Annotated in this window: 14 protein-coding genes and 1 tRNA gene; 13 read left to right on the top strand and 2 right to left on the bottom strand. The window is 70.8% G+C overall.

From position 1 onward, the window contains the following. The first annotated feature begins 336 nt into the window (after positions 1 to 336). The 4 genes from OOJ98_RS03260 to OOJ98_RS03245 all read left to right on the top strand — a co-directional run bounded on the left by OOJ98_RS03260 (position 337) and on the right by OOJ98_RS03245 (position 3,137). Positions 337 to 660 (top strand): hypothetical protein, encoded by a 324-nt coding sequence (locus OOJ98_RS03260; RefSeq protein WP_267053081.1) that lies wholly within the window; start codon positions 337 to 339, stop codon positions 658 to 660. Positions 661 to 1,046: 386 nt separating this feature from the next. After that, entirely contained in the window at positions 1,047 to 2,294 is a 1,248-nt protein-coding gene (locus OOJ98_RS03255) for a helix-turn-helix domain-containing protein (protein ID WP_267053080.1), read from the top strand. 10 nt (positions 2,295 to 2,304) lie between these two features. Further along, positions 2,305 to 2,907 (top strand): oligoribonuclease, encoded by a 603-nt coding sequence (gene orn / locus OOJ98_RS03250; protein WP_267053079.1) that lies wholly within the window; start codon positions 2,305 to 2,307, stop codon positions 2,905 to 2,907. Positions 2,908 to 3,064: 157 nt separating this feature from the next. Beyond that, positions 3,065 to 3,137, top strand: a tRNA-His gene (locus OOJ98_RS03245). Positions 3,138 to 3,235: 98 nt separating this feature from the next. Here the strand turns inward: OOJ98_RS03245 and OOJ98_RS03240 are convergent. Next, on the bottom strand, positions 3,236 to 4,267 hold the full coding sequence (locus OOJ98_RS03240) for a LacI family DNA-binding transcriptional regulator (protein WP_267053078.1): 1,032 nt from the start codon (positions 4,265 to 4,267) through the stop codon (positions 3,236 to 3,238). A gap of 252 nt (positions 4,268 to 4,519) precedes the next feature. Here OOJ98_RS03240 and OOJ98_RS03235 point away from each other — a divergent pair, with 252 nt between their 5' ends. From OOJ98_RS03235 to OOJ98_RS03195, 9 genes are all read left to right on the top strand, one after another. Further along, entirely contained in the window at positions 4,520 to 5,839 is a 1,320-nt protein-coding gene (locus OOJ98_RS03235) for an extracellular solute-binding protein (protein ID WP_267053077.1), read from the top strand. 2 nt (positions 5,840 to 5,841) lie between these two features. Further along, positions 5,842 to 6,837, top strand: a complete 996-nt coding sequence (locus tag OOJ98_RS03230; RefSeq protein ID WP_267053076.1) for a carbohydrate ABC transporter permease — start codon at positions 5,842 to 5,844, stop codon at positions 6,835 to 6,837. Further along, on the top strand, positions 6,834 to 7,676 hold the full coding sequence (locus tag OOJ98_RS03225; protein ID WP_267053075.1) for a carbohydrate ABC transporter permease: 843 nt from the start codon (positions 6,834 to 6,836) through the stop codon (positions 7,674 to 7,676). Before OOJ98_RS03230 ends, OOJ98_RS03225 begins: the two co-directional genes overlap by 4 nt. A gap of 63 nt (positions 7,677 to 7,739) precedes the next feature. Then, positions 7,740 to 9,152 (top strand): GH1 family beta-glucosidase, encoded by a 1,413-nt coding sequence (locus OOJ98_RS03220; RefSeq protein WP_267053074.1) that lies wholly within the window; start codon positions 7,740 to 7,742, stop codon positions 9,150 to 9,152. A gap of 159 nt (positions 9,153 to 9,311) precedes the next feature. Continuing rightward, complete coding sequence (aspT, locus tag OOJ98_RS03215) at positions 9,312 to 10,997, top strand: aspartate-alanine antiporter (protein WP_267053073.1); 1,686 nt, start codon at positions 9,312 to 9,314, stop codon at positions 10,995 to 10,997. A 2-nt stretch (positions 10,998 to 10,999) separates the two neighbouring features. After that, on the top strand, positions 11,000 to 12,703 hold the full coding sequence (gene aspT, locus OOJ98_RS03210; protein WP_267053072.1) for an aspartate-alanine antiporter: 1,704 nt from the start codon (positions 11,000 to 11,002) through the stop codon (positions 12,701 to 12,703). 35 nt (positions 12,704 to 12,738) lie between these two features. After that, the gene (locus OOJ98_RS03205; RefSeq protein WP_267053071.1) at positions 12,739 to 14,388 is read left to right on the top strand and encodes a bifunctional aspartate transaminase/aspartate 4-decarboxylase; all 1,650 of its coding nucleotides are present in this window, start codon (positions 12,739 to 12,741) and stop codon (positions 14,386 to 14,388) included. Positions 14,389 to 14,442: 54 nt separating this feature from the next. Next, the gene (locus OOJ98_RS03200) at positions 14,443 to 15,183 is read left to right on the top strand and encodes a MerR family transcriptional regulator (RefSeq protein ID WP_267053070.1); all 741 of its coding nucleotides are present in this window, start codon (positions 14,443 to 14,445) and stop codon (positions 15,181 to 15,183) included. Continuing rightward, a complete protein-coding gene (locus tag OOJ98_RS03195) occupies positions 15,180 to 15,347 on the top strand; it encodes a hypothetical protein (RefSeq protein WP_267053069.1) in 168 nt (55 codons plus the stop codon). The genes OOJ98_RS03200 and OOJ98_RS03195 overlap by 4 nt, the downstream gene beginning before the upstream one ends. A gap of 69 nt (positions 15,348 to 15,416) precedes the next feature. Here OOJ98_RS03195 and OOJ98_RS03190 read toward each other — a convergent pair whose 3' ends face one another. Then, entirely contained in the window at positions 15,417 to 16,925 is a 1,509-nt protein-coding gene (locus tag OOJ98_RS03190; protein WP_267053068.1) for a cellulose binding domain-containing protein, read from the bottom strand. Between the last annotated feature and the right edge of the window lie 278 nt (positions 16,926 to 17,203).

Genomic DNA, 17,203 nt, shown 5'->3' with positions numbered 1-17,203 from the left:
CCCCCGCACGGCCCCCCGGGCCGCCCGGGACCCCGGCCCCGGCCGGTTCCGCGCCGCCCGCCGGCACCCCCTCCGGCGCCCTGGTGACGGCCTGACGACGGCCTGGCGGACGGCCTGACCACGGCCTGACGAAGCCTCCATATTGATGATCTTCCAGTGACCGGAGCGGGCGCTTCCGCGTTAGCCACGCGATCACCCCGATCCCGATCAAGGAAGCACCCCCTCGTGCCCCCTCCCCCGGTCGCCCACCCGTCCGCCCCCGCCGCTCCGGCCGGCTCCCGCCACCGGGCGCCGGGACCGCCGCTCGCGGCTGAAACCGTACGTACCAACCGGTCCGTGAACGCAGAACAAGTATGGTCCGCCTCCACAGGTCCCTCCGGCGATCCGGCGGGGGACGTCGTGCGCTGGGCGGTGTTCAGCTGTCTGCTCGTGCCCGTGGTGCTCGTCGTCTACGGGTCCTCGTTCGCCGGCGCGGCCGGTTCCGCGGCGGGCCTCACGGCCGTGACGGCCGTGTGCCGCCTGCTCTTGCGGCACTCCGAGCGGGCGGCCGCCGAAGAACGGGCACTGCGGTCGGTTGTGGCGCGGAGTCGACGGGGCCGAGCGGCCCCCGCGGGGCAGCGCGGAGGGCGTCACGGAGGGAGCTGTACACCCGAAGGGTGAGCCGATCGCACAACTGGACCCATCTGTTTTCGGCCAACTTCCCCGGGTGTCGGATCGCTTGGCCGAATGGCCTGCCAACCCCCTTGCCACCAGGGAAGAAAGGGTTCATGCGGGCTCCGGCACCCTACGGGTACGGGCCATCCCCAGCAGGCGCACTTCCCCTACGGGGCTCACGAGTGAAACGCTCGTGATCGAAAGCTTCGCGCCAAGTTGCCTTGTCGACATAGCGCTGGGTGCCGGATTTGTCACGCCGGCACCGCGGGACGCAGTAGATTCGATCTTGCGTATCGAAGGCTGGGGACTCGTGCAAAACCGAGGGGAAAAGTGCAGGAGCGACAAGCCCGACAAGAACGGGGAGCCGCGAACACCGAGGGGGGCTTAGCGCCATGAGCCAGGACTCCGCTGCCGCATCACCGGAGACCGCAAGGAAGCTGGCCGGCCGCCGACGCCGGGAAGTCGTCGCCGTGCTGCTGTTCAGTGGCGGCCCCATCTTCGAAAGTTCCATTCCGCTCTCCGTGTTCGGCATCGACCGTCAGGACGCGGGAGTACCGCGTTACCGCCTGCTGGTGTGCGCCGGTGAGGAAGGACCCCTGCGGACCACAGGGGGACTCGAACTCACCGCGCCCTACGGCCTGGAGGCGATCAGCAGGGCGGGAACAGTGGTGGTGCCCGCGTGGCGTTCCATCACCTCGCCGCCCCCCGCCGCCGCGCTCGAAGCGCTGCGCCGGGCACACGAGGAAGGGGCAAGGATCGTCGGGCTGTGCACCGGCGCGTTCGTGCTCGCCGCGGCCGGTCTGCTCGACGGCCGCCCGGCGACGACGCACTGGATGTACGCGCCGACACTGGCCAAGCGGTACCCATCGGTCCATGTGGACCCGAGGGAGCTCTTCGTCGACGACGGGGACGTCCTCACCTCGGCCGGGACCGCGGCCGGAATCGATCTCTGTCTCCACATCGTGCGGACGGACCACGGCAGTGAGGCGGCCGGCGCGCTGGCCCGCAGACTCGTCGTGCCGCCCCGCCGGAGCGGCGGACAGGAGCGCTATCTCGACAGGTCTTTACCTGAGGAGATCGGCTCCGACCCGCTGGCCGAGGTCGTCGCCTGGGCGCTGGAGCACCTCCACGAGCAGTTCGACGTGGAGACCCTGGCCGCGCGGGCGTACATGAGCCGCCGCACCTTCGACCGTCGTTTCCGCTCGCTGACCGGGTCGGCCCCCCTCCAGTGGCTGATCACCCAGCGGGTCCTGCAGGCCCAGCGCCTGCTGGAGACGTCCGACTACTCGGTGGACGAGGTGGCGGGCCGCTGCGGCTTCCGCTCCCCCGTCGCGCTGCGCGGGCACTTCCGCCGTCAGCTCGGCTCGTCCCCGGCCTCCTACCGGGCGGCCTACCGGGCGCGGCGTCCGCAGCCGGAACCCAGTGCGGGTCCCGTCGCGGTGCCGATGCCCGCTCCGGTGCCGGAGACCGTGCCGTCCCAGGCGCTCCCCCAGGTCAGGCGGACGGCGGCGGCCAGTGCGGTGATGGGTCCCTCCGCGTCGCACACGGTGCCGGAGCCGGGGAAGCCCGGCTCCGATCTGTACGCCTCCGGGTACACCGGTGGCCGTCCGAGTCTGCCCGGCCAGCGGAGCGCCCCGTAGGGTGAGACGCATGAACGACCGCATGGTGTGGATCGACTGCGAGATGACCGGGCTCTCGTTGGCGGACGACGCACTCATCGAGGTGGCCGCACTGGTCACCGACTCGGAGCTGAACGTACTCGGCGAAGGGGTGGACATCGTGATCCGTCCCCCGGACGCCGCGCTGGAGACCATGCCGGAGGTGGTGCGCGCCATGCACACCGCCTCCGGGCTCCTCGACGAGCTGGCCGGCGGCACCACGCTGGCCGACGCCGAGGAGCAGGTCCTCGCGTACGTACGGGAACACGTCAAGGAGCCGGGCAAGGCGCCGCTGTGCGGGAACTCGGTCGGCACCGACCGCGGCTTCCTGCTGCGGGACATGCCGAGCCTGGAGTCCCACCTCCACTACCGGATCGTGGACGTGTCCTCCGTGAAGGAGCTCGCCCGCCGCTGGTATCCGCGGGCCTACTTCAACAGCCCGGACAAGAACGGCAACCACCGCGCGCTGGCGGACATCCGCGAATCCATCGCGGAGCTCCGCTACTACCGCGAGGCGGTCTTCGTACCGCAGCCGGGCCCGGACTCGGACACGGCGAAGTCCATCGCGGCAAAGCACGTCCTGCCTGCGGAGTAACCCTCCGCGGTGCGCCGTGCGGCGCCCCGAACAGGGGCTCCGGGAGAGTGCCGCGAAACATGTGCGCGAGCACCCTCTCGGACCCTGTACACTTTTTCTCGGCCGGTAGGGAAGCCCCCAGGGACTTCCCAAGACCACAACAGTCCGGTCATGCATGGTGGGTATAGCTCAGATGGTAGAGCACCTGGTTGTGGTCCAGGATGTCGCGGGTTCGAGTCCCGTTACTCACCCTGAACGAAGAGGGCCCGCTCCGTGAAAACGGAGCGGGCCCTCTTTCGCGTGCGCGCTTCCCACTCCGCGAAGAGCGTTCCGCGCGGAGTGGGATCTCCTACGACGACGCCCGCACCACCAGTTCCGTCGGCAGGATCAGGCTCGGGCGGGACGGTTCGGTGGCGGTGATCTCGGCGAGGAGGAGTTCGGCCATCGCGCGGCCCATCTCCTCTATCGGCTGGCGCACGCTCGTCAGGGGCGGGTCCATGTGGCGGGCTATCGACGAGTCGTCGAAGCCGATCAGGGCCGTGTCCTCGGGGATGCGGTGGCCGTGTTCGCGCAGGACCTGGCGGGCGCCCGAGGCCATCAGGTCGGATGCGGCGAAGACCGCGTCGAGGTGCGGGGCGCGGGCCAGGAGTTCGGTCATCGCGCGGCGGCCGCCCTCCTCGGTGAAGTCGCCGTGCGCGGTGAGTTCGGCCAGGTGTGCCTCCGCGAGGGCGGCCCGGTAGCCGTCCAGGCGGCGGCGGGCGCCGTACACGTCGAGGGGCCCGGCGATCGTGGCTATGGTGCGCCGGCCCCGGGCGACGAGGTGGGCGACGGCGGTGCGGGCGCCCTCGAAGTTGTCGGAGTCGACCGAGGCGAGCGGCTCGTCCTCGCTGCGCCGGCCGCTGATGACGACGGGGATGCCGAGCTGTTCCAGGAGGTCGGGGAGTGGGTCGTCGGCGTGGACCGAGACCAGCAGCACGCCGTCGACCCGGTGCGAGGCGAGGTACTGGGCGAGCCTGCGGCGTTCGCGGTCGCCGCCGACCAGCGTGAGCAGGAGCTGCATGTCGGTGTCGGCCAGGGCCGCCCCCACCCCGCGCACGATGTCGGAGAAGTACGGCTCGGCGAAGAAGCGGGCCTCGGGTTCCGGCACGACCAGGGCGATCGCGTCGGTGCGGTTGGCGGCGAGCGCGCGGGCCGCCCGGTTCGGTACGTAGCCGAGTTCGGCGACGGCGGCCTCGACGGCGGCGCGGGTCTCCTCGCTGACCCGGGGCGAGCCGTTGATCACCCGGGACACCGTGCCCCGGCCGACCCCGGCCCGCGCGGCCACTTCTTCCAGGGTGGGCCGCCCCGCGCTCCGGCCCCTGGCCGTGCGAGCTGTTGTCACGTCTGCCTCCCCAACTCGCGCAACTGACGGTGAAAGTAACAGCCCCGGCCGGACGGAGAACGGCATCCCCTGTCATTGCGCGGTCCCTTGACAGTCCAACAGACAGCCGCGAACCTTCAACACATCACGGCTGGGAGCGCTCCCACAGTAGTAGGTCCCTACACCTTTCGCATCCCTTCCGCCCGCGCCGACCGCCTCAACCGGCCTGGCCCGGACGACAGTTGGAGGAAGCACATGCGCACGCGTACACGTATGTCCAGACGCCTCACGGCCCTCGCCGCCATGGCCGCGCTCGGCACCGCCCTGCTCGCCGGCTGTGCCGACGACGGCAAGGACACGGCGGCCGGCGGCTCCTCCGGCGGGGGCGGAGGCGGTGGCGCGAAGACCACCCTGACCGTCGGCGTCTTCGGCGCCTTCGGGCTGAAGGAGGCCGGGCTCTACGACGCGTACATGAAGCTCCACCCCGACATCGAGATCAAGCAAACCTCGATCGAGCGGAACGAGAACTACTACCCGCAGCTCCTCACCCACCTCGGCTCCGGCAGCGGGCTCGCCGACATCCAGGCCGTCGAGGTCAGCAACATCGCCGAGGTCACCGCGACGCAGAGCGGCAAGCTGGTGGACCTGTCGAAGGCGTCCGGCGTGCGCAAGGACGACTTCCTTCCGTGGAAGTGGGCCGAGGCCACCACCAAGGACAGCAAGACGGTGGGCCTCGGCACCGACACCGGCCCGACCGGCATCTGCTACCGCAAGGACCTGTTCGCCAAGGCCGGTCTGCCCACCGACCGGGACGCCGTGGGCAAGCTGTGGGCGGGCGACTGGAACAAGTACCTGGAGGTGGGGCGGCAGTTCAAGGCGAAGGTCCCCTCGGGCGCCGCGTTCGTCGACTCCGCCTCCGGCGTGCTCAACTCGATCACCGGGTCCAGCGCGGTGCGCTACTACGACGCCGACGGCAAGGTCGTCTACAAGGACAACCCGGCGATCAAGCAGGCCTGGGACACGGCGAGCGCGTTCGCGACCGGCGGTCTCAGCGCCAAGCTCCAGCAGTTCCAGCCGACCTGGGACCAGGGCTTCGCCAACGCCACCTTCGCCACCGTCTCCTGCCCGGCCTGGATGCTCGGCTACATCCAGGACAAGGCGGGCGCCGCCGGCAAGGACAAGTGGGACGTGGCCGCCGCCCCCAAGCCCTCCAACTGGGGCGGCTCATTCCTGACCGTGCCCTCCGCCGGCAAGCACACCGCGGAGGCCGCCAAGCTCGCGGCATGGCTGACCGCCCCCGCGCAGCAGGCCGTCCTGTTCGAGAAGCGCGGCAGTTTCCCCAGCGCCAAGGCGGCGTACGGGCTGCCCGCCGTCGCCGACGCCAAGCACGCCTACTTCGGGGGCGCGCCCATCGGACAGATCTTCGCGAAGGCCGCCGAGGGCACCCCGGTGCAGATCCTCGGCCCGAAGGACCAGATCATCCAGCAGAACCTGTCCGACATCGGCATGCTCCAGGTCGAACAGAAGGGCAAGACGCCGCAGCAGGGCTGGGACGCAGCGGTGAAGGCGATCGACAACGCCCTGGACCAGTGACGATGGCGAGCGACACCACGGCCGCCGTGCCCTCCCCCGCTCCCGGGCAGGAGGGCACGGCCCCCGCCCGGGAGCGCGCCGAGGCGCGCCGCAGCCGCCGCTACCGGCGGGACACGCGCTGGAGCCCGTACGCCTTCGTCGCGCCCTTCTTCCTGTTCTTCGCGGCGTTCGGCCTCTTCCCGCTCCTCTACACGGGCTGGGCCTCGCTGCACCAGGTCGAGCTGACCGCGCCGAACGACATGACCTGGGTGGGGCTGCGCAACTTCTCGCGGCTGCTCTCCGACGACTTCTTCTGGAACGCGCTGCGCAACACCTTCACCATCGGCGTCCTGTCCACCGTGCCGCAACTGCTCGTCGCGCTCGGCATCGCGCACCTGCTCAACTACAAGCTGCGCGGCTCGATGTTCTTCCGCGTCGCCGTGCTCACCCCGTACGCCACCAGCGTGGCGGCCGCGACCCTGGTGTTCGTGCTGCTCTTCGGGCGCGACTACGGAATGATCAACTGGGCGCTCGGGCTCGTCGGATTCGGGCCCGTCGACTGGCAGAACGGCACCTGGACCTCGCAGCTCGCCGTCTCCACCATCGTCATATGGCGCTGGACCGGCTACAACGCGCTGATCTACCTCGCCGCGATGCAGGCGGTCCCCGCCGACCTGTACGAGTCGGCGGCGCTCGACGGGGCCTCGCGGTGGCAGCAGTTCCGCCATGTGACGGTCCCCGCGCTGCGCCCCACCATCCTGTTCACCACGGTCGTCTCCACCATCGGCGCGACCCAGCTCTTCGGTGAGCCGCTCCTGTTCAACGGCGCCGCCGGCGCCACCGGCGGCTCGGACCACCAGTACCAGACGCTCGGCCTCTACCTGTACGAGCAGGGCTGGGTCAATCTGCACCTGGGCCGGGCCTCGGCGATCGCCTGGGCGATGTTCCTGATCCTGCTCCTCATCGGCGCGGTGAACTGGCTCGTCTCCCGTACCTTGCGTAAGGGGATGACGAGTTGAAGGCCCAGCGCGCCGGCCGCCAGCTGCACGGCGGCCGTCTCACCTACGCCGTACTGATCGTGTTCACCGCCGGATCGCTCTTCCCGCTGATCTGGACGGCGGTGGCCGCCTCCCGCACCAACACCCGGCTCGCCCAGACACCGCCGCCGTTCTGGTTCGGCGGCAACCTGTTCCGGAACCTGCGGATCGCCTGGACCGACGCCAACATGGGCACCGCCCTGCTCAACACGGTGATCGTGGCGGGCTGCGTCGCGGCCGGCACGGTGTTCTTCTCCACCCTCGCCGGTTTCGCCTTCGCCAAGCTGCGGTTCCGCTTCAAGAACCTGCTGATGCTCCTGGTGATCGGCACGATGATGGTGCCGCCGCAGCTCAGCGTCGTACCGCTGTACATGATGGTCGCCAAGCTCTCCTGGACCGACCAGCTCCAGGCGGTCATCCTGCCCACCCTGGTCAGCGCGTTCGGGGTGTTCTTCATGCGGCAGTACCTCGTGGAGGCGCTCCCCACCGAGCTGGTCGAGGCGGCCCGGGTGGACGGGGCGAGCAGCTGGCGGGTGGTGTGGCACATCGTGTTCCCCGTCGCCCGGCCCGCGATGGCGGTGCTCGGGATGCTGACCTTCGTCATGGCGTGGAACGACTTCTTCTGGCCGATCATCGCGCTCACCCAGAACGGCAGCCCCACCGTCCAGGTCGCCCTCACCGGGCTCGGCCGCGGCTACATCCCCGACCAGTCGGTCATCATGGCCGGCGCCCTGCTCGGCACCCTGCCGCTGCTGCTCGCGTTCGTCCTGTTCGGGCGGCAGATCGTGGGCGGGATCATGCAGGGCGCGGTCAAGGGCTAGCCGGTACGCGTCCGGTTGCCGCTCCTCAATTCTCCTTATTCCTCAGCTCGTTGGGAGTGCCGCATGTCCGACCGCTTTCCGCCCGGGTTCCTCTGGGGTGCCGCCACCTCCGCCTACCAGATCGAGGGGGCGGCGGCCCAGGACGGCCGCACCCCCTCCATCTGGGACACGTTCAGCCACACCCCGGGCCGGACCGCCGGGGGCGACACCGGCGATGTGGCCGTGGACCACTACCACCGGATGCGCGAGGACGTCGCGCTGATGGCGGAGCTCGGCCTCACCTCGTACCGCTTCTCCGTCTCCTGGTCCCGGGTGCAGCCCACCGGGCGCGGGCCGGCCGTCCAGCGGGGCCTCGACTTCTACCGGCGGCTCGTCGACGAGCTGCTCCACCACGGCATCGCGCCCGCGCTCACCCTCTACCACTGGGACCTGCCGCAGGAGCTGGAAGACGCGGGCGGCTGGCCCGCCCGCGAGACCGCGTACCGCTTCGCCGAGTACGGGGCGCTCGTCGGGGCCGCGCTCGGCGACCGGGTCGAGCGGTGGACCACCCTCAACGAGCCCTGGTGCAGCGCCTTCCTGGGGTACGCCTCGGGGGTGCACGCGCCGGGCCGCACCGACCCGGCGGCCTCGCTGCGTGCCGCGCACCATCTCAACCTCGCGCACGGTGAGGCGACGTCGGCGCTGCGGGCCGCGATGCCGGCCCGCAACCAGATCGCGGTCAGCCTCAACTCGGCCGTTGTCAGGCCGCGTTCGCAGGACGCGGCGGATCTGGACGCGGTGCGCCGGATCGACGACCTGGCCAACGGGATCTTCCACGGCCCGATGCTGCACGGCGCGTACCCGGAGCGGCTGTTCGCGGACACCGCGTCCGTGACGGACTGGTCCTTCGTGCACGACGGCGATCCCCGCGCGATCCACCAGCCGCTCGACGCGCTCGGCCTCAACTACTACACGACCTCCCTCGTCTCGGCGGCCGACCCGCACGGCGCGGACGCCCGCGCCGACGGCCACGGCGCGAGCCCGCACTCGCCGTGGCCCGGCGCCGGGGCGGTCGCCTTCCACCAGCCGCCCGGCGAGCGCACCGCGATGGGCTGGACCATCGACCCGTCCGGCCTGTACGACCTGCTGCTGCGCTACGCCAAGGAGGCCCCGGGGCTGCCGCTCCTGGTCACCGAGAACGGCGCGGCCTGCGATGACGCGCCGGGCCCCGACGGCGCCGTGCACGACCCGGACCGCATCCGCTATCTGCACGGCCACCTCGCGTCGGTGCGCCGGGCGATCGAGGCGGGCGCCGACGTGCGGGGCTACTACCTGTGGTCCCTGATGGACAACTTCGAGTGGTCGTACGGGTTCGGCAAGCGGTTCGGCGCGGTGTACGTGGACTACGCGACGCTGGCCCGCACCCCGAAGGCGAGCGCCCGCTGGTACGCGGAGCTGATCCGAACGGGGGAACTGCCCCCGGCGCCCGGGGCCTGACACCCCGGGAGGACCGGCGGGAGGGGCGGCGGAAGGGGCGGCGGGGGGCGGCGGACCGGGATGCCGCCGCCCCCGCCCGCTGTTAGTTTCACGTTCATGCGCCTTATGCCCATATATGCCCGGTACGCACGACACGTCCTCCGGCTCGGCTGAGCCGCGATGGGCATCCTCAAGGACCACCCGGAGCTCGCCCTCTTCCTCTGCCTCGCGCTCGGCTACCTCGTCGGCAAGCTGCGGGCCGGGCCCATCACGCTCGGCGGGATCTGCGGCACCCTCATCGTCTCGCTCCTGATGGGCGCCTGGGCCAAGGTGCAGGTCTCCGACGACGTCAAGACGGTCTTCTTCGCCCTCTTCATCTTCTCGCTCGGCTATCTCGCCGGGCCGCAGTTCTTCGCCAACCTCAACCGCGGCAGCCTGCGCTTCTTCACGCTCTGCCTGATCGAGCTGGTCTGTGTGCTCGGCATCGCCTACGGCATGGCGAAGGCGTTCGGGCTCGATGTCGGCACCGCGTCCGGCATCCTGGCCGGCGCCGCCACCGAGTCCGCGGTCGTCGGCACCGCCACCGAGGCCATCGGCAAACTCGGCGGCCTCAGCGCCGCCCAGATCACCGACTACCAGGGCCATGTGGCCACCGCGTACACCGTCTGCTACCTCTTCGGCCTCATCACCATCGTCATCTACACCAGCCAGATCATGCCGATGCTGCTGCGCATCAACCTGCGGGACGCGTCCCGGCAGCTGTGGGAGAAGATGCGCGGCGGCGGGGGCGAGCGCGGCCTGGAGGCCGACGAACGCGAGGCGCTGCCGGGTCTGGTGGGCCGCACCTATCTGGTGACGACGGCCGACGGCCGCACCATCGGCGACCTGGAGTCCTCGCTCGGCGGGCGGATCACCATCGAGGCGCTGCGCCGCGGCAGCCGCACCCTCACCCCGCAGCCGGAGACCGAGCTGACCCTGTCCGACCTCGTGCTCGTGGTCGGCCGACGGGCCAACACCATCGAGGCGGGCCGGGAGATCGGCCCCGAGACGCCCGGGATCCCGGGCCTCGACTCGCCGCTGGCCACCGCCCAGGTCGCGATGACCGAGAAGTCCGCCGACGGCAAGAGCCTCGACCAGCTCCAGCAGGACCACCCGGAGTTCCTGCGCCAGGGCGTGTACGTCACCGACGTCCTGCGCAACGACCAGCATCTGCCCGCGACGCCGGACACCGTGGTGCGGCGGGGCGACGTGCTCACCCTGGCCGGTGCCCGCTCCGGGCTCGACAAGCTCGTGGCGAAGATCGGCGCGGTGGTCAAGAACGACTCCACCGACTTCATCTACCTGGGCCTGGGCATCGTGTGCGGCTCGCTGCTCGGGCAGATCGTGGTCCGCGCCGGTGACATCCCGCTCTCCCTCGGCACCGGCGGCGGCTGTCTGATCTCCGGTCTCGTCTTCGGCTGGTTCCGCTCCCGCAAGCAGACCTTCGGCGCGTTCCCGCCGCAGGCCGCGACCACCCTGAAGGACATGGGCCTCGCAGTGTTCATCGCCTGCACCGGCCTGGTGTCGGGGCCGCAGGCCTGGCCGCTGCTCAAGCAGTACGGTGCGCTGCTCCCGTTCGCCGGGATCGCGATGGTGCTGATCCCCGCCACCCTGTCGCTGGTGGTCGGGCGGACCCTGCTGAAGATCGAGAAGCCGCTCCTGATCGGCGCGATCGCCGGGCAGCAGTGCTCGACGCCCGCGATCACCTCCATCACCCAGGTCGCCCAGAGCTCCGTACCGATGCTCGGCTACACGATCACGTACACGCTCTCCAACTTCCTGCTGCCCCTGACCGGCCCGGTCCTCGTCGGCGTCCTCGGAGCCTGAACATGATCGATTTCCTCGACCGGAACATCTTCCAGCCCCACCCCGAGCTCCTGATCTTCGTCACCATCGCGCTCGGCTTCCTGCTCGGGAAGGTCCGCTACCGGGCGATCGGGCTCGGCGCGGTCACCGGCTGCCTCATCGTGGGCCTGTTCCTGGGCGCCCAGTTCAAGGTGCCGATCGACGCGACGGTCAAGAACCTCTTCTTCACGATGTTCCTGTTCGCGCTCGGCTACCGGGTCGGGCCGCAGTTCTTCCGCGGCCTGAAGAAGGACGGCCTGCCGCAGGTCGCCAACGCGCTGGTCGTCTGCGTCACGGGCCTGCTGGTCTCCTGGGGCCTGGCCTCGGCGCTCGGCTACGGTCCCGGCCTCTCGGCCGGGCTGCTCGGCGGCGGCCTCACCCAGTCGGCGGTGATCGGTGTCGCGCAGGACGCCATCGGCAACCTGCCGGGGCTCGGCCCGGCGGAGCTCCGGCGCGAGGAGAACCTCGTCGCCATCGGGTACGCCGTCTGCTACCCGCTGGGCACCGTGTGCGCGGCGCTGCTCCTGGCGTCGGTGCTGCCCCGCCTCTACCGCAGGGACCTCGCCGCGGAGAGCGCCCAGCTGGCCAGGGAGCTGGACGCGCCCGGCGACGACCCCGACCTCGGCGCGGGCTACTACGAGGTGGTGCTGCGCGCCTACACGGTGGAGCGCCCCGACATCGTCGGCCGCACCATCGACGACTTCGAACAGCAGCAGAAGCAGCTGGGCCGCCGCGTCTACATCACCGCGGTGCGGCGGGACGGCGCCGTGCTCCCGCACGACCAGCAGACGGTCCTGCGTCTCGGCGACACCGTCGCGATCAGCGCGATCCGCGGCGACCTGGTCGGCTACGACGCCCGCACCCACGTCGGCGGCGAGGCGGACGACGTGGAGCTGCTCGGCTACCAGACGGAGACCCTGCACGTGGTGGCCTCCGAGAAGACCCAACTGGGCAAGACCATCGGGGAGTTGCGGCAGGAGCCGTTCATGGTCGGGGTGTACGTGGACAAGCTGTACCGCTCGGGCGCCGAGTTCCCCTACCGGCTCTCCACCCCGGTGGAGCGTGGTGACACGCTCATCCTGACCGGGCCCAGGCGCCTGGTGGGCCCGGCCGGCAAGGCGATCGGCAAGCCGGTGCCGACCAGCTTCGCCACCGACATGGTGTGGGTGTGCCTCGGCATCTTCCTCGGCGCCCTCATCGGCATCCCGGCCCTGAAGGCGGGCGGCGTCCCGATCTCGCTCTCCACCTCGGGCGGCGCGCTGATCATGGGCTTGGTCTTCGGCTGGATCCGCTCCAAGTACCCGACGTACGGCAACGTCCCGCCCGGCGCCCAGTGGTTCATGGACACGCTCGGGCTCTGCCTGTTCATCGCGGTGGTCGGCCTCAACGCCGGGCCCGGCTTCACCAGCGGGCTCGCCACGGCGGGCTGGTCGCTGCTGCTGTGGGGCGTGGTCGTCACCGTCGTCCCGCTGCTCGTCGGCTTCCTGGTGGGCCACTACATCCAGAAGATCCGCTTCCCGATCCTGCTGGGCGTCCTGGCGGGCGGCGAGACCACCACCGCCGCGTTCGGCGCGGTCAACGAGGCGTCCCGGTCCCAGATCCCCACCCTCGGCTACACCATCCCCTACGCGATGAGCAACGTGCTGCTCACCATCTGGGGCGCCGTGATCATCCTCCTCAACCACTGAACAGGTTCCATCACCGACGTACGTAAGGAAGTTCCGTGCCGAAGACGACCTTCACCCGTGAGGAAATCCAGTCCTTCGCCCAGCTCTCGCCGTTCGAGCTGAAGGACAAGTTCATCCAGATCGCGCAGGCGGTACAGGCGGACGAGCCGGGCCAGAAGGAGAAGTCGGCGCGGCAGATGCTCAACGCGGGCCGCGGCAACCCGAACTGGGTGGCCACCGGCCCCCGCGAGGCGTTCTACGCGCTCGGCTACTTCGCCCTGTCGGAGTCCCGCCGGGTGTGGACCGCCGACAACCTGGGCGGCATGCCCGAGAAGCAGGGCGCGGCCGCCCGCTTCGACGCGTATGTGCGCCAGCACCCGGACCTGCCCGGCATCGAGCTCTTGGAGCGGTGCGTCGCGTACGCCGTGGAGCGGTTCGGCTTCGACCGGGACGAGTTCGTGCACGAGCTCACCGACAGCTCGATCGGCGACAACTACCCGGTGCCGGACCGGATGCTGGTCCACGCCGAGAAGGTGGTCCGCGGCTACCTCGCCGACGAGATGTTCGACAAGCGTCCGCCGGAGGGCACTCTGTCGCTCTTCGCGACCGAGGGCGGCACCGCCGCCATGTGCTACATCTTCGACTCCCTCATGAAGAACGGGGTCCTCAGGAAGGGCGACCGGATCGCGCTGATGGTGCCGGTGTTCACGCCGTACGTGGAGATCCCCGAGCTCGACACGTACGAGTTCGACGTGGTGCGCGTCGAGGCGAGCCTGTTCACCGAGACCGGGGTGCGCGAGTGGCGCTATCCCGCCGAGGAGGTCGCCAAGCTGGCCGACCCGTCGGTGAAGCTGGTCTGCATGGTGAACCCGTCCAACCCGCCCTCGCTGGCGCTGAGCGACCGGGTCACCCAGCAGATCAAGGAGATCGTGGCCGGGCCCAACCCGAACCTGCTGATCGTCACCGACGACGTGTACGGCACCTTCGTGGAGAGCTTCCGTTCGATCGCCGCCGAGGCGCCCCGCAACACCCTGCTCGTCTACTCGTACTCCAAGCACTACGGCTGCACCGGCCACCGGCTCGGCGTGATCGGGCTGCACGACGACAACGTCATCGACGAGCTGATCGCCGCGCTGCCGCCGCAGGAGCAGGAGCGCCTGGCCAAGCGGTACGGGACGCTGACCCTGGAGCCGGCGAAGATCCGGTTCATCGACCGGCTCGTCGCCGATTCGCGTCAGGTGGCGCTCAACCACACCGCGGGGCTCTCGCTGCCGCAGCAGGTGATGATGACGCTGTTCTCGCTCTTCGACCTCCTGGAGGAGGGCCAGGCGTACAAGCACCGCATCCGCGCGATCGTCAACCAGCGGCTCGAACTCCTCCTGGAAGGAGCCCAGATGAAGATCGCGGACGATCCGAAGCGCGCCGGGTACTACATCGAGCTCGATCTGCTCGCCGAGGCCGAACGCGTCCACGGCAAGGACTTCGCGGACTTCCTGGAGAAGAACTACGAGCCCGTCGACCCGCTGTTCCGGCTCGCCGAGCAGACCAGTGTGGTGCTGCTCAACGGCGGCGGCTTCGAGGGGCCCCAGTGGTCGGTGCGGGTCTCGCTGGCCAACCTCGACGACCTGGACTACCTGAAGATCGGCCACCATCTGCGGGCGATCTTCAACGACTACGCGGAGGAGTGGCGGGCCGCCCGCGTCTGACGCCGGGCGCGCGGGGCTTGAACCTCACGTGGCGTGAGGATGCACAGTGGCCGTATGAGCGAATCCACCTGGAAGGTGGGCCCACTGGCCGAGGCCTGTGGGCTCACCGTGCGCACCCTGCACCACTGGGACACCATCGGGCTGCTCACGCCGTCGCGCCGCACGGCGGGCGGGCACCGCGAGTACACCGAGGACGACGTCGAGCGCCTCTACCAAGTGCTCGCGCTGCGTGGCCTCGGGCTCGGGCTCGACACCATCGCCGTCTGCCTGGAGGCGGGGGTCGACCCGACGCGGGTGCTGCGCGACCACCGCGAGAGCGTCGAGGCGCATCTCGCCGCGCTCACCACGCTGCGGGACCGGCTCCTGCACATCGAGGAGGAGGTGGCGGACGGCAGGCCGCGCACGACCGCGGCGGTCCTCGACGCGCTGCGCGCCACGGGCGCCGCGGAGGGGGCGGTACGCCGCCATCTGGACGACGAGCAGATGACCGCCCTCGGCCGGCACGCCGCGGCGGTGGGCCCGGCCGCGCACTACCTGCTCGAAGTCGAATGGCCCGAACTGTACCGGCGGGCCGAGGAGTCGAGGGTGTCGGGCACCCCGCCGACCGATCCCCGCGTACGCAGGATCGCGGCCCGGATGGACGAGCTGAGCGCCCTGTTCAGCGGCGGCGACCGCACGCTCTCGGCGGGTGTGCGGGCCGCGTGGCGCGAGGACCCGGCGGCCCTCTCCGGCGACGCCTCGGCGCGGCCGGGCCGGTGGGATTCGCTGACGGAGTACCTGGCGGCGGCACGATGAGCACGAGGGGATTCAACCGGTTCTCACCCCTGCCGTTCCTGCTGGTCGTGGCGCCGCTGATGTGCGTGCTCGCGGCGTGCGGGGTGCTCGGATGGGGTGTGGTGGCCGCGGTGGTGGTGGCGGTCGCCGTCCTCGCCCTGGTGGTCGGGGTGCTCACGCGCTGAAGCGCCCCGGCCGACGTGGGGGAAGGTGCGCACCGGCCGGGACGCTGGTCAACGGGGTTGTGCGGGGCGCTACTTGAAGGCCGCGAAGGCCTTGGTGAAGGCGAGCGGCTCCTGGGCGATCGAGGAGCAGGTGGGGTCGGCGGAGTTCTTCGCGCCTCCCGGGCACTGCTGGTCGCGGGCGGCGGACCACATGGCGAGCCCGCCGAGGCCCTTGGACTTCGCGAACTCCACGAGCTGGGTGGCGTCGGCGACGGTGAACTTCTCGACGTTGACGTCGTTGACGCCGATCATCGGCGTGACGACGACGGCCTTCCAGGCGGCGGCGTCGGACAGGCCGAGGACTCCCTTGATCTGCGCCTGGGTCGCCGTGGCGGCCTGCACCGCGTAGCCGCCCATGTCGCCGCTGTACGAGGGCCCGTAGTCCATCGCCATGATGTTGACGGCGGACACCTTGACGCCGTTCTTCTTGGCGTCGGCGACGAGGTCGACGCCGGGCTGGGTGAGGCCTTCCGGCATCACGGGCAGCGTGAACGAGACGTCGAGCCCGGGGTGGGACTTCTGGAGCTTCGCGATGGCCTGCGCGCGGCGGGCGTTGGCGGCGGTGTCGGGCAGCGCGGCGCCCTCGATGTCGAAGTCGACCTTGGTGAGCTTGTAGGCGTCGATGACCTTGCCGTACGCGGCGGCGAGGTCGTCGGCGCTCTTGCAGACCAGGCCCAGCTCGGAGCCGGAGGCACCGCCGAAGGAGACGCGGACATCGCCGCCCTTGGCGCGCAGCGCGCCGATCTGCGAGGCGACCTTGTCGCCCGGCAGGTCGGTGACGCCGCCCCACAGCGGGGTGCAGCCGCCGCCGGAGGTGACGAAGGCGAGGGTGAACTGCTTGACGCCGGTCTTGTCGGCGGTGCCGGGCAGGTCGTACGCCGGGTAGAGCGAGGTGTCGACGTACGGGGAGAACCCGGCGGCGCCGCCCGCGGTGCCGGTGCCGGTGCCGGGCGGGGTGCTCGGGGTGGCGGTGGCCGTCTTGGACGGGGTGGCGGTCGGCTTGGTGGTGGGCTTGGCGGTGGACCCGGTGCCCGCCGACTGCGAGGGCGCGGGGGTGGGCTGCCCGGTGGGGCGTCCGCTCGGCTGCGGGGTGGCGCCGGTGTCGACGGAGCACTTCTCCTGGTCTATGAGACAGCCGGTGGGGTCACCCGCGGTGCCGCTCGCGGAGGTGACGAATCCGACGGTCACGGACTTGCCGGCGGCGAGGCCGCCCTTGTCCCAGCTCGGGGGCTTCACGGTGACGTGCTGTCCCTTGACGCTCTGGTCGCCGTTCCAGAGGGAGGAGAGCGTGGTGCCGGCCGGCAGGTCGAACTCCAGGGTCCAGTCGGCGAGGGTCTTGCCGGTGTCGTTGGTGATGACGTACTGCCCGGTGTAACCACCGGTCCAGCTGCTGGTCTTCGTGTACGCGGCGCCGACCGAGGCGGCCTGTGCGGTGCCGGTGAGAGCGAACGCGGTGCCGCCGACGACCGAGGCGGCGACGATGCCGCCGATCACCTTGGTCTTGCCGCTCGCCCTGCGCCGGTGCGTCCTGGTGCCCATGCCGTGCCTGCCTCTGCGTTTGCGGGGTGTTCTGGGGTGCGGGCAGCACGCTAGCTCTGGGGAATCGGACAAATGCCCGGTTCGGGGCGGGGGTTGGGGATCTTAGGGTCGCCTTAAGGGTGCGATGGGGGGAGGTTAAGCCCCGCCCCCCCCCCGGTGCCTCCGGGTGCGCCCCCGGATCGCCCGGAGCGCTCTGCCGGAGCCCCGGCGCCCAGGCTCACGTCTGCGGACCGTGCGTGGCTGGTCGCGCAGTTCCCCGCGCCCCTGACTACTCGATG

The organism is Streptomyces sp. NBC_00083, from assembly GCF_026343295.1.
Classification (GTDB): domain Bacteria; phylum Actinomycetota; class Actinomycetes; order Streptomycetales; family Streptomycetaceae; genus Streptomyces.
The sequence above is the reverse complement of the archived record's forward strand: the minus strand, read 5'-3'. Positions and strand labels throughout refer to the sequence as shown.

Bases quoted from the DNA above. Each gene is read 5' to 3' on its own strand.
- aspT (WP_267053073.1), top strand. From the start codon at position 9,312: ATGGGCATCCTCAAGGACCACCCGGAGCTCGCCCTCTTCCTCTGCCTC.
- OOJ98_RS03190 (WP_267053068.1), bottom strand. From the start codon at position 16,925: ATGGGCACCAGGACGCACCGGCGCAGGGCGAGCGGCAAGACCAAGGTG.
- aspT (WP_267053072.1), top strand. From the start codon at position 11,000: ATGATCGATTTCCTCGACCGGAACATCTTCCAGCCCCACCCCGAGCTC.
- OOJ98_RS03200 (WP_267053070.1), top strand. From the start codon at position 14,443: ATGAGCGAATCCACCTGGAAGGTGGGCCCACTGGCCGAGGCCTGTGGG.
- OOJ98_RS03220 (WP_267053074.1), top strand. From the start codon at position 7,740: ATGTCCGACCGCTTTCCGCCCGGGTTCCTCTGGGGTGCCGCCACCTCC.
- OOJ98_RS03235 (WP_267053077.1), top strand. From the start codon at position 4,520: ATGTCCAGACGCCTCACGGCCCTCGCCGCCATGGCCGCGCTCGGCACC.
- OOJ98_RS03230 (WP_267053076.1), top strand. From the start codon at position 5,842: ATGGCGAGCGACACCACGGCCGCCGTGCCCTCCCCCGCTCCCGGGCAG.
- OOJ98_RS03195 (WP_267053069.1), top strand. From the start codon at position 15,180: ATGAGCACGAGGGGATTCAACCGGTTCTCACCCCTGCCGTTCCTGCTG.
- orn (WP_267053079.1), top strand. From the start codon at position 2,305: ATGAACGACCGCATGGTGTGGATCGACTGCGAGATGACCGGGCTCTCG.
- OOJ98_RS03255 (WP_267053080.1), top strand. From the start codon at position 1,047: ATGAGCCAGGACTCCGCTGCCGCATCACCGGAGACCGCAAGGAAGCTG.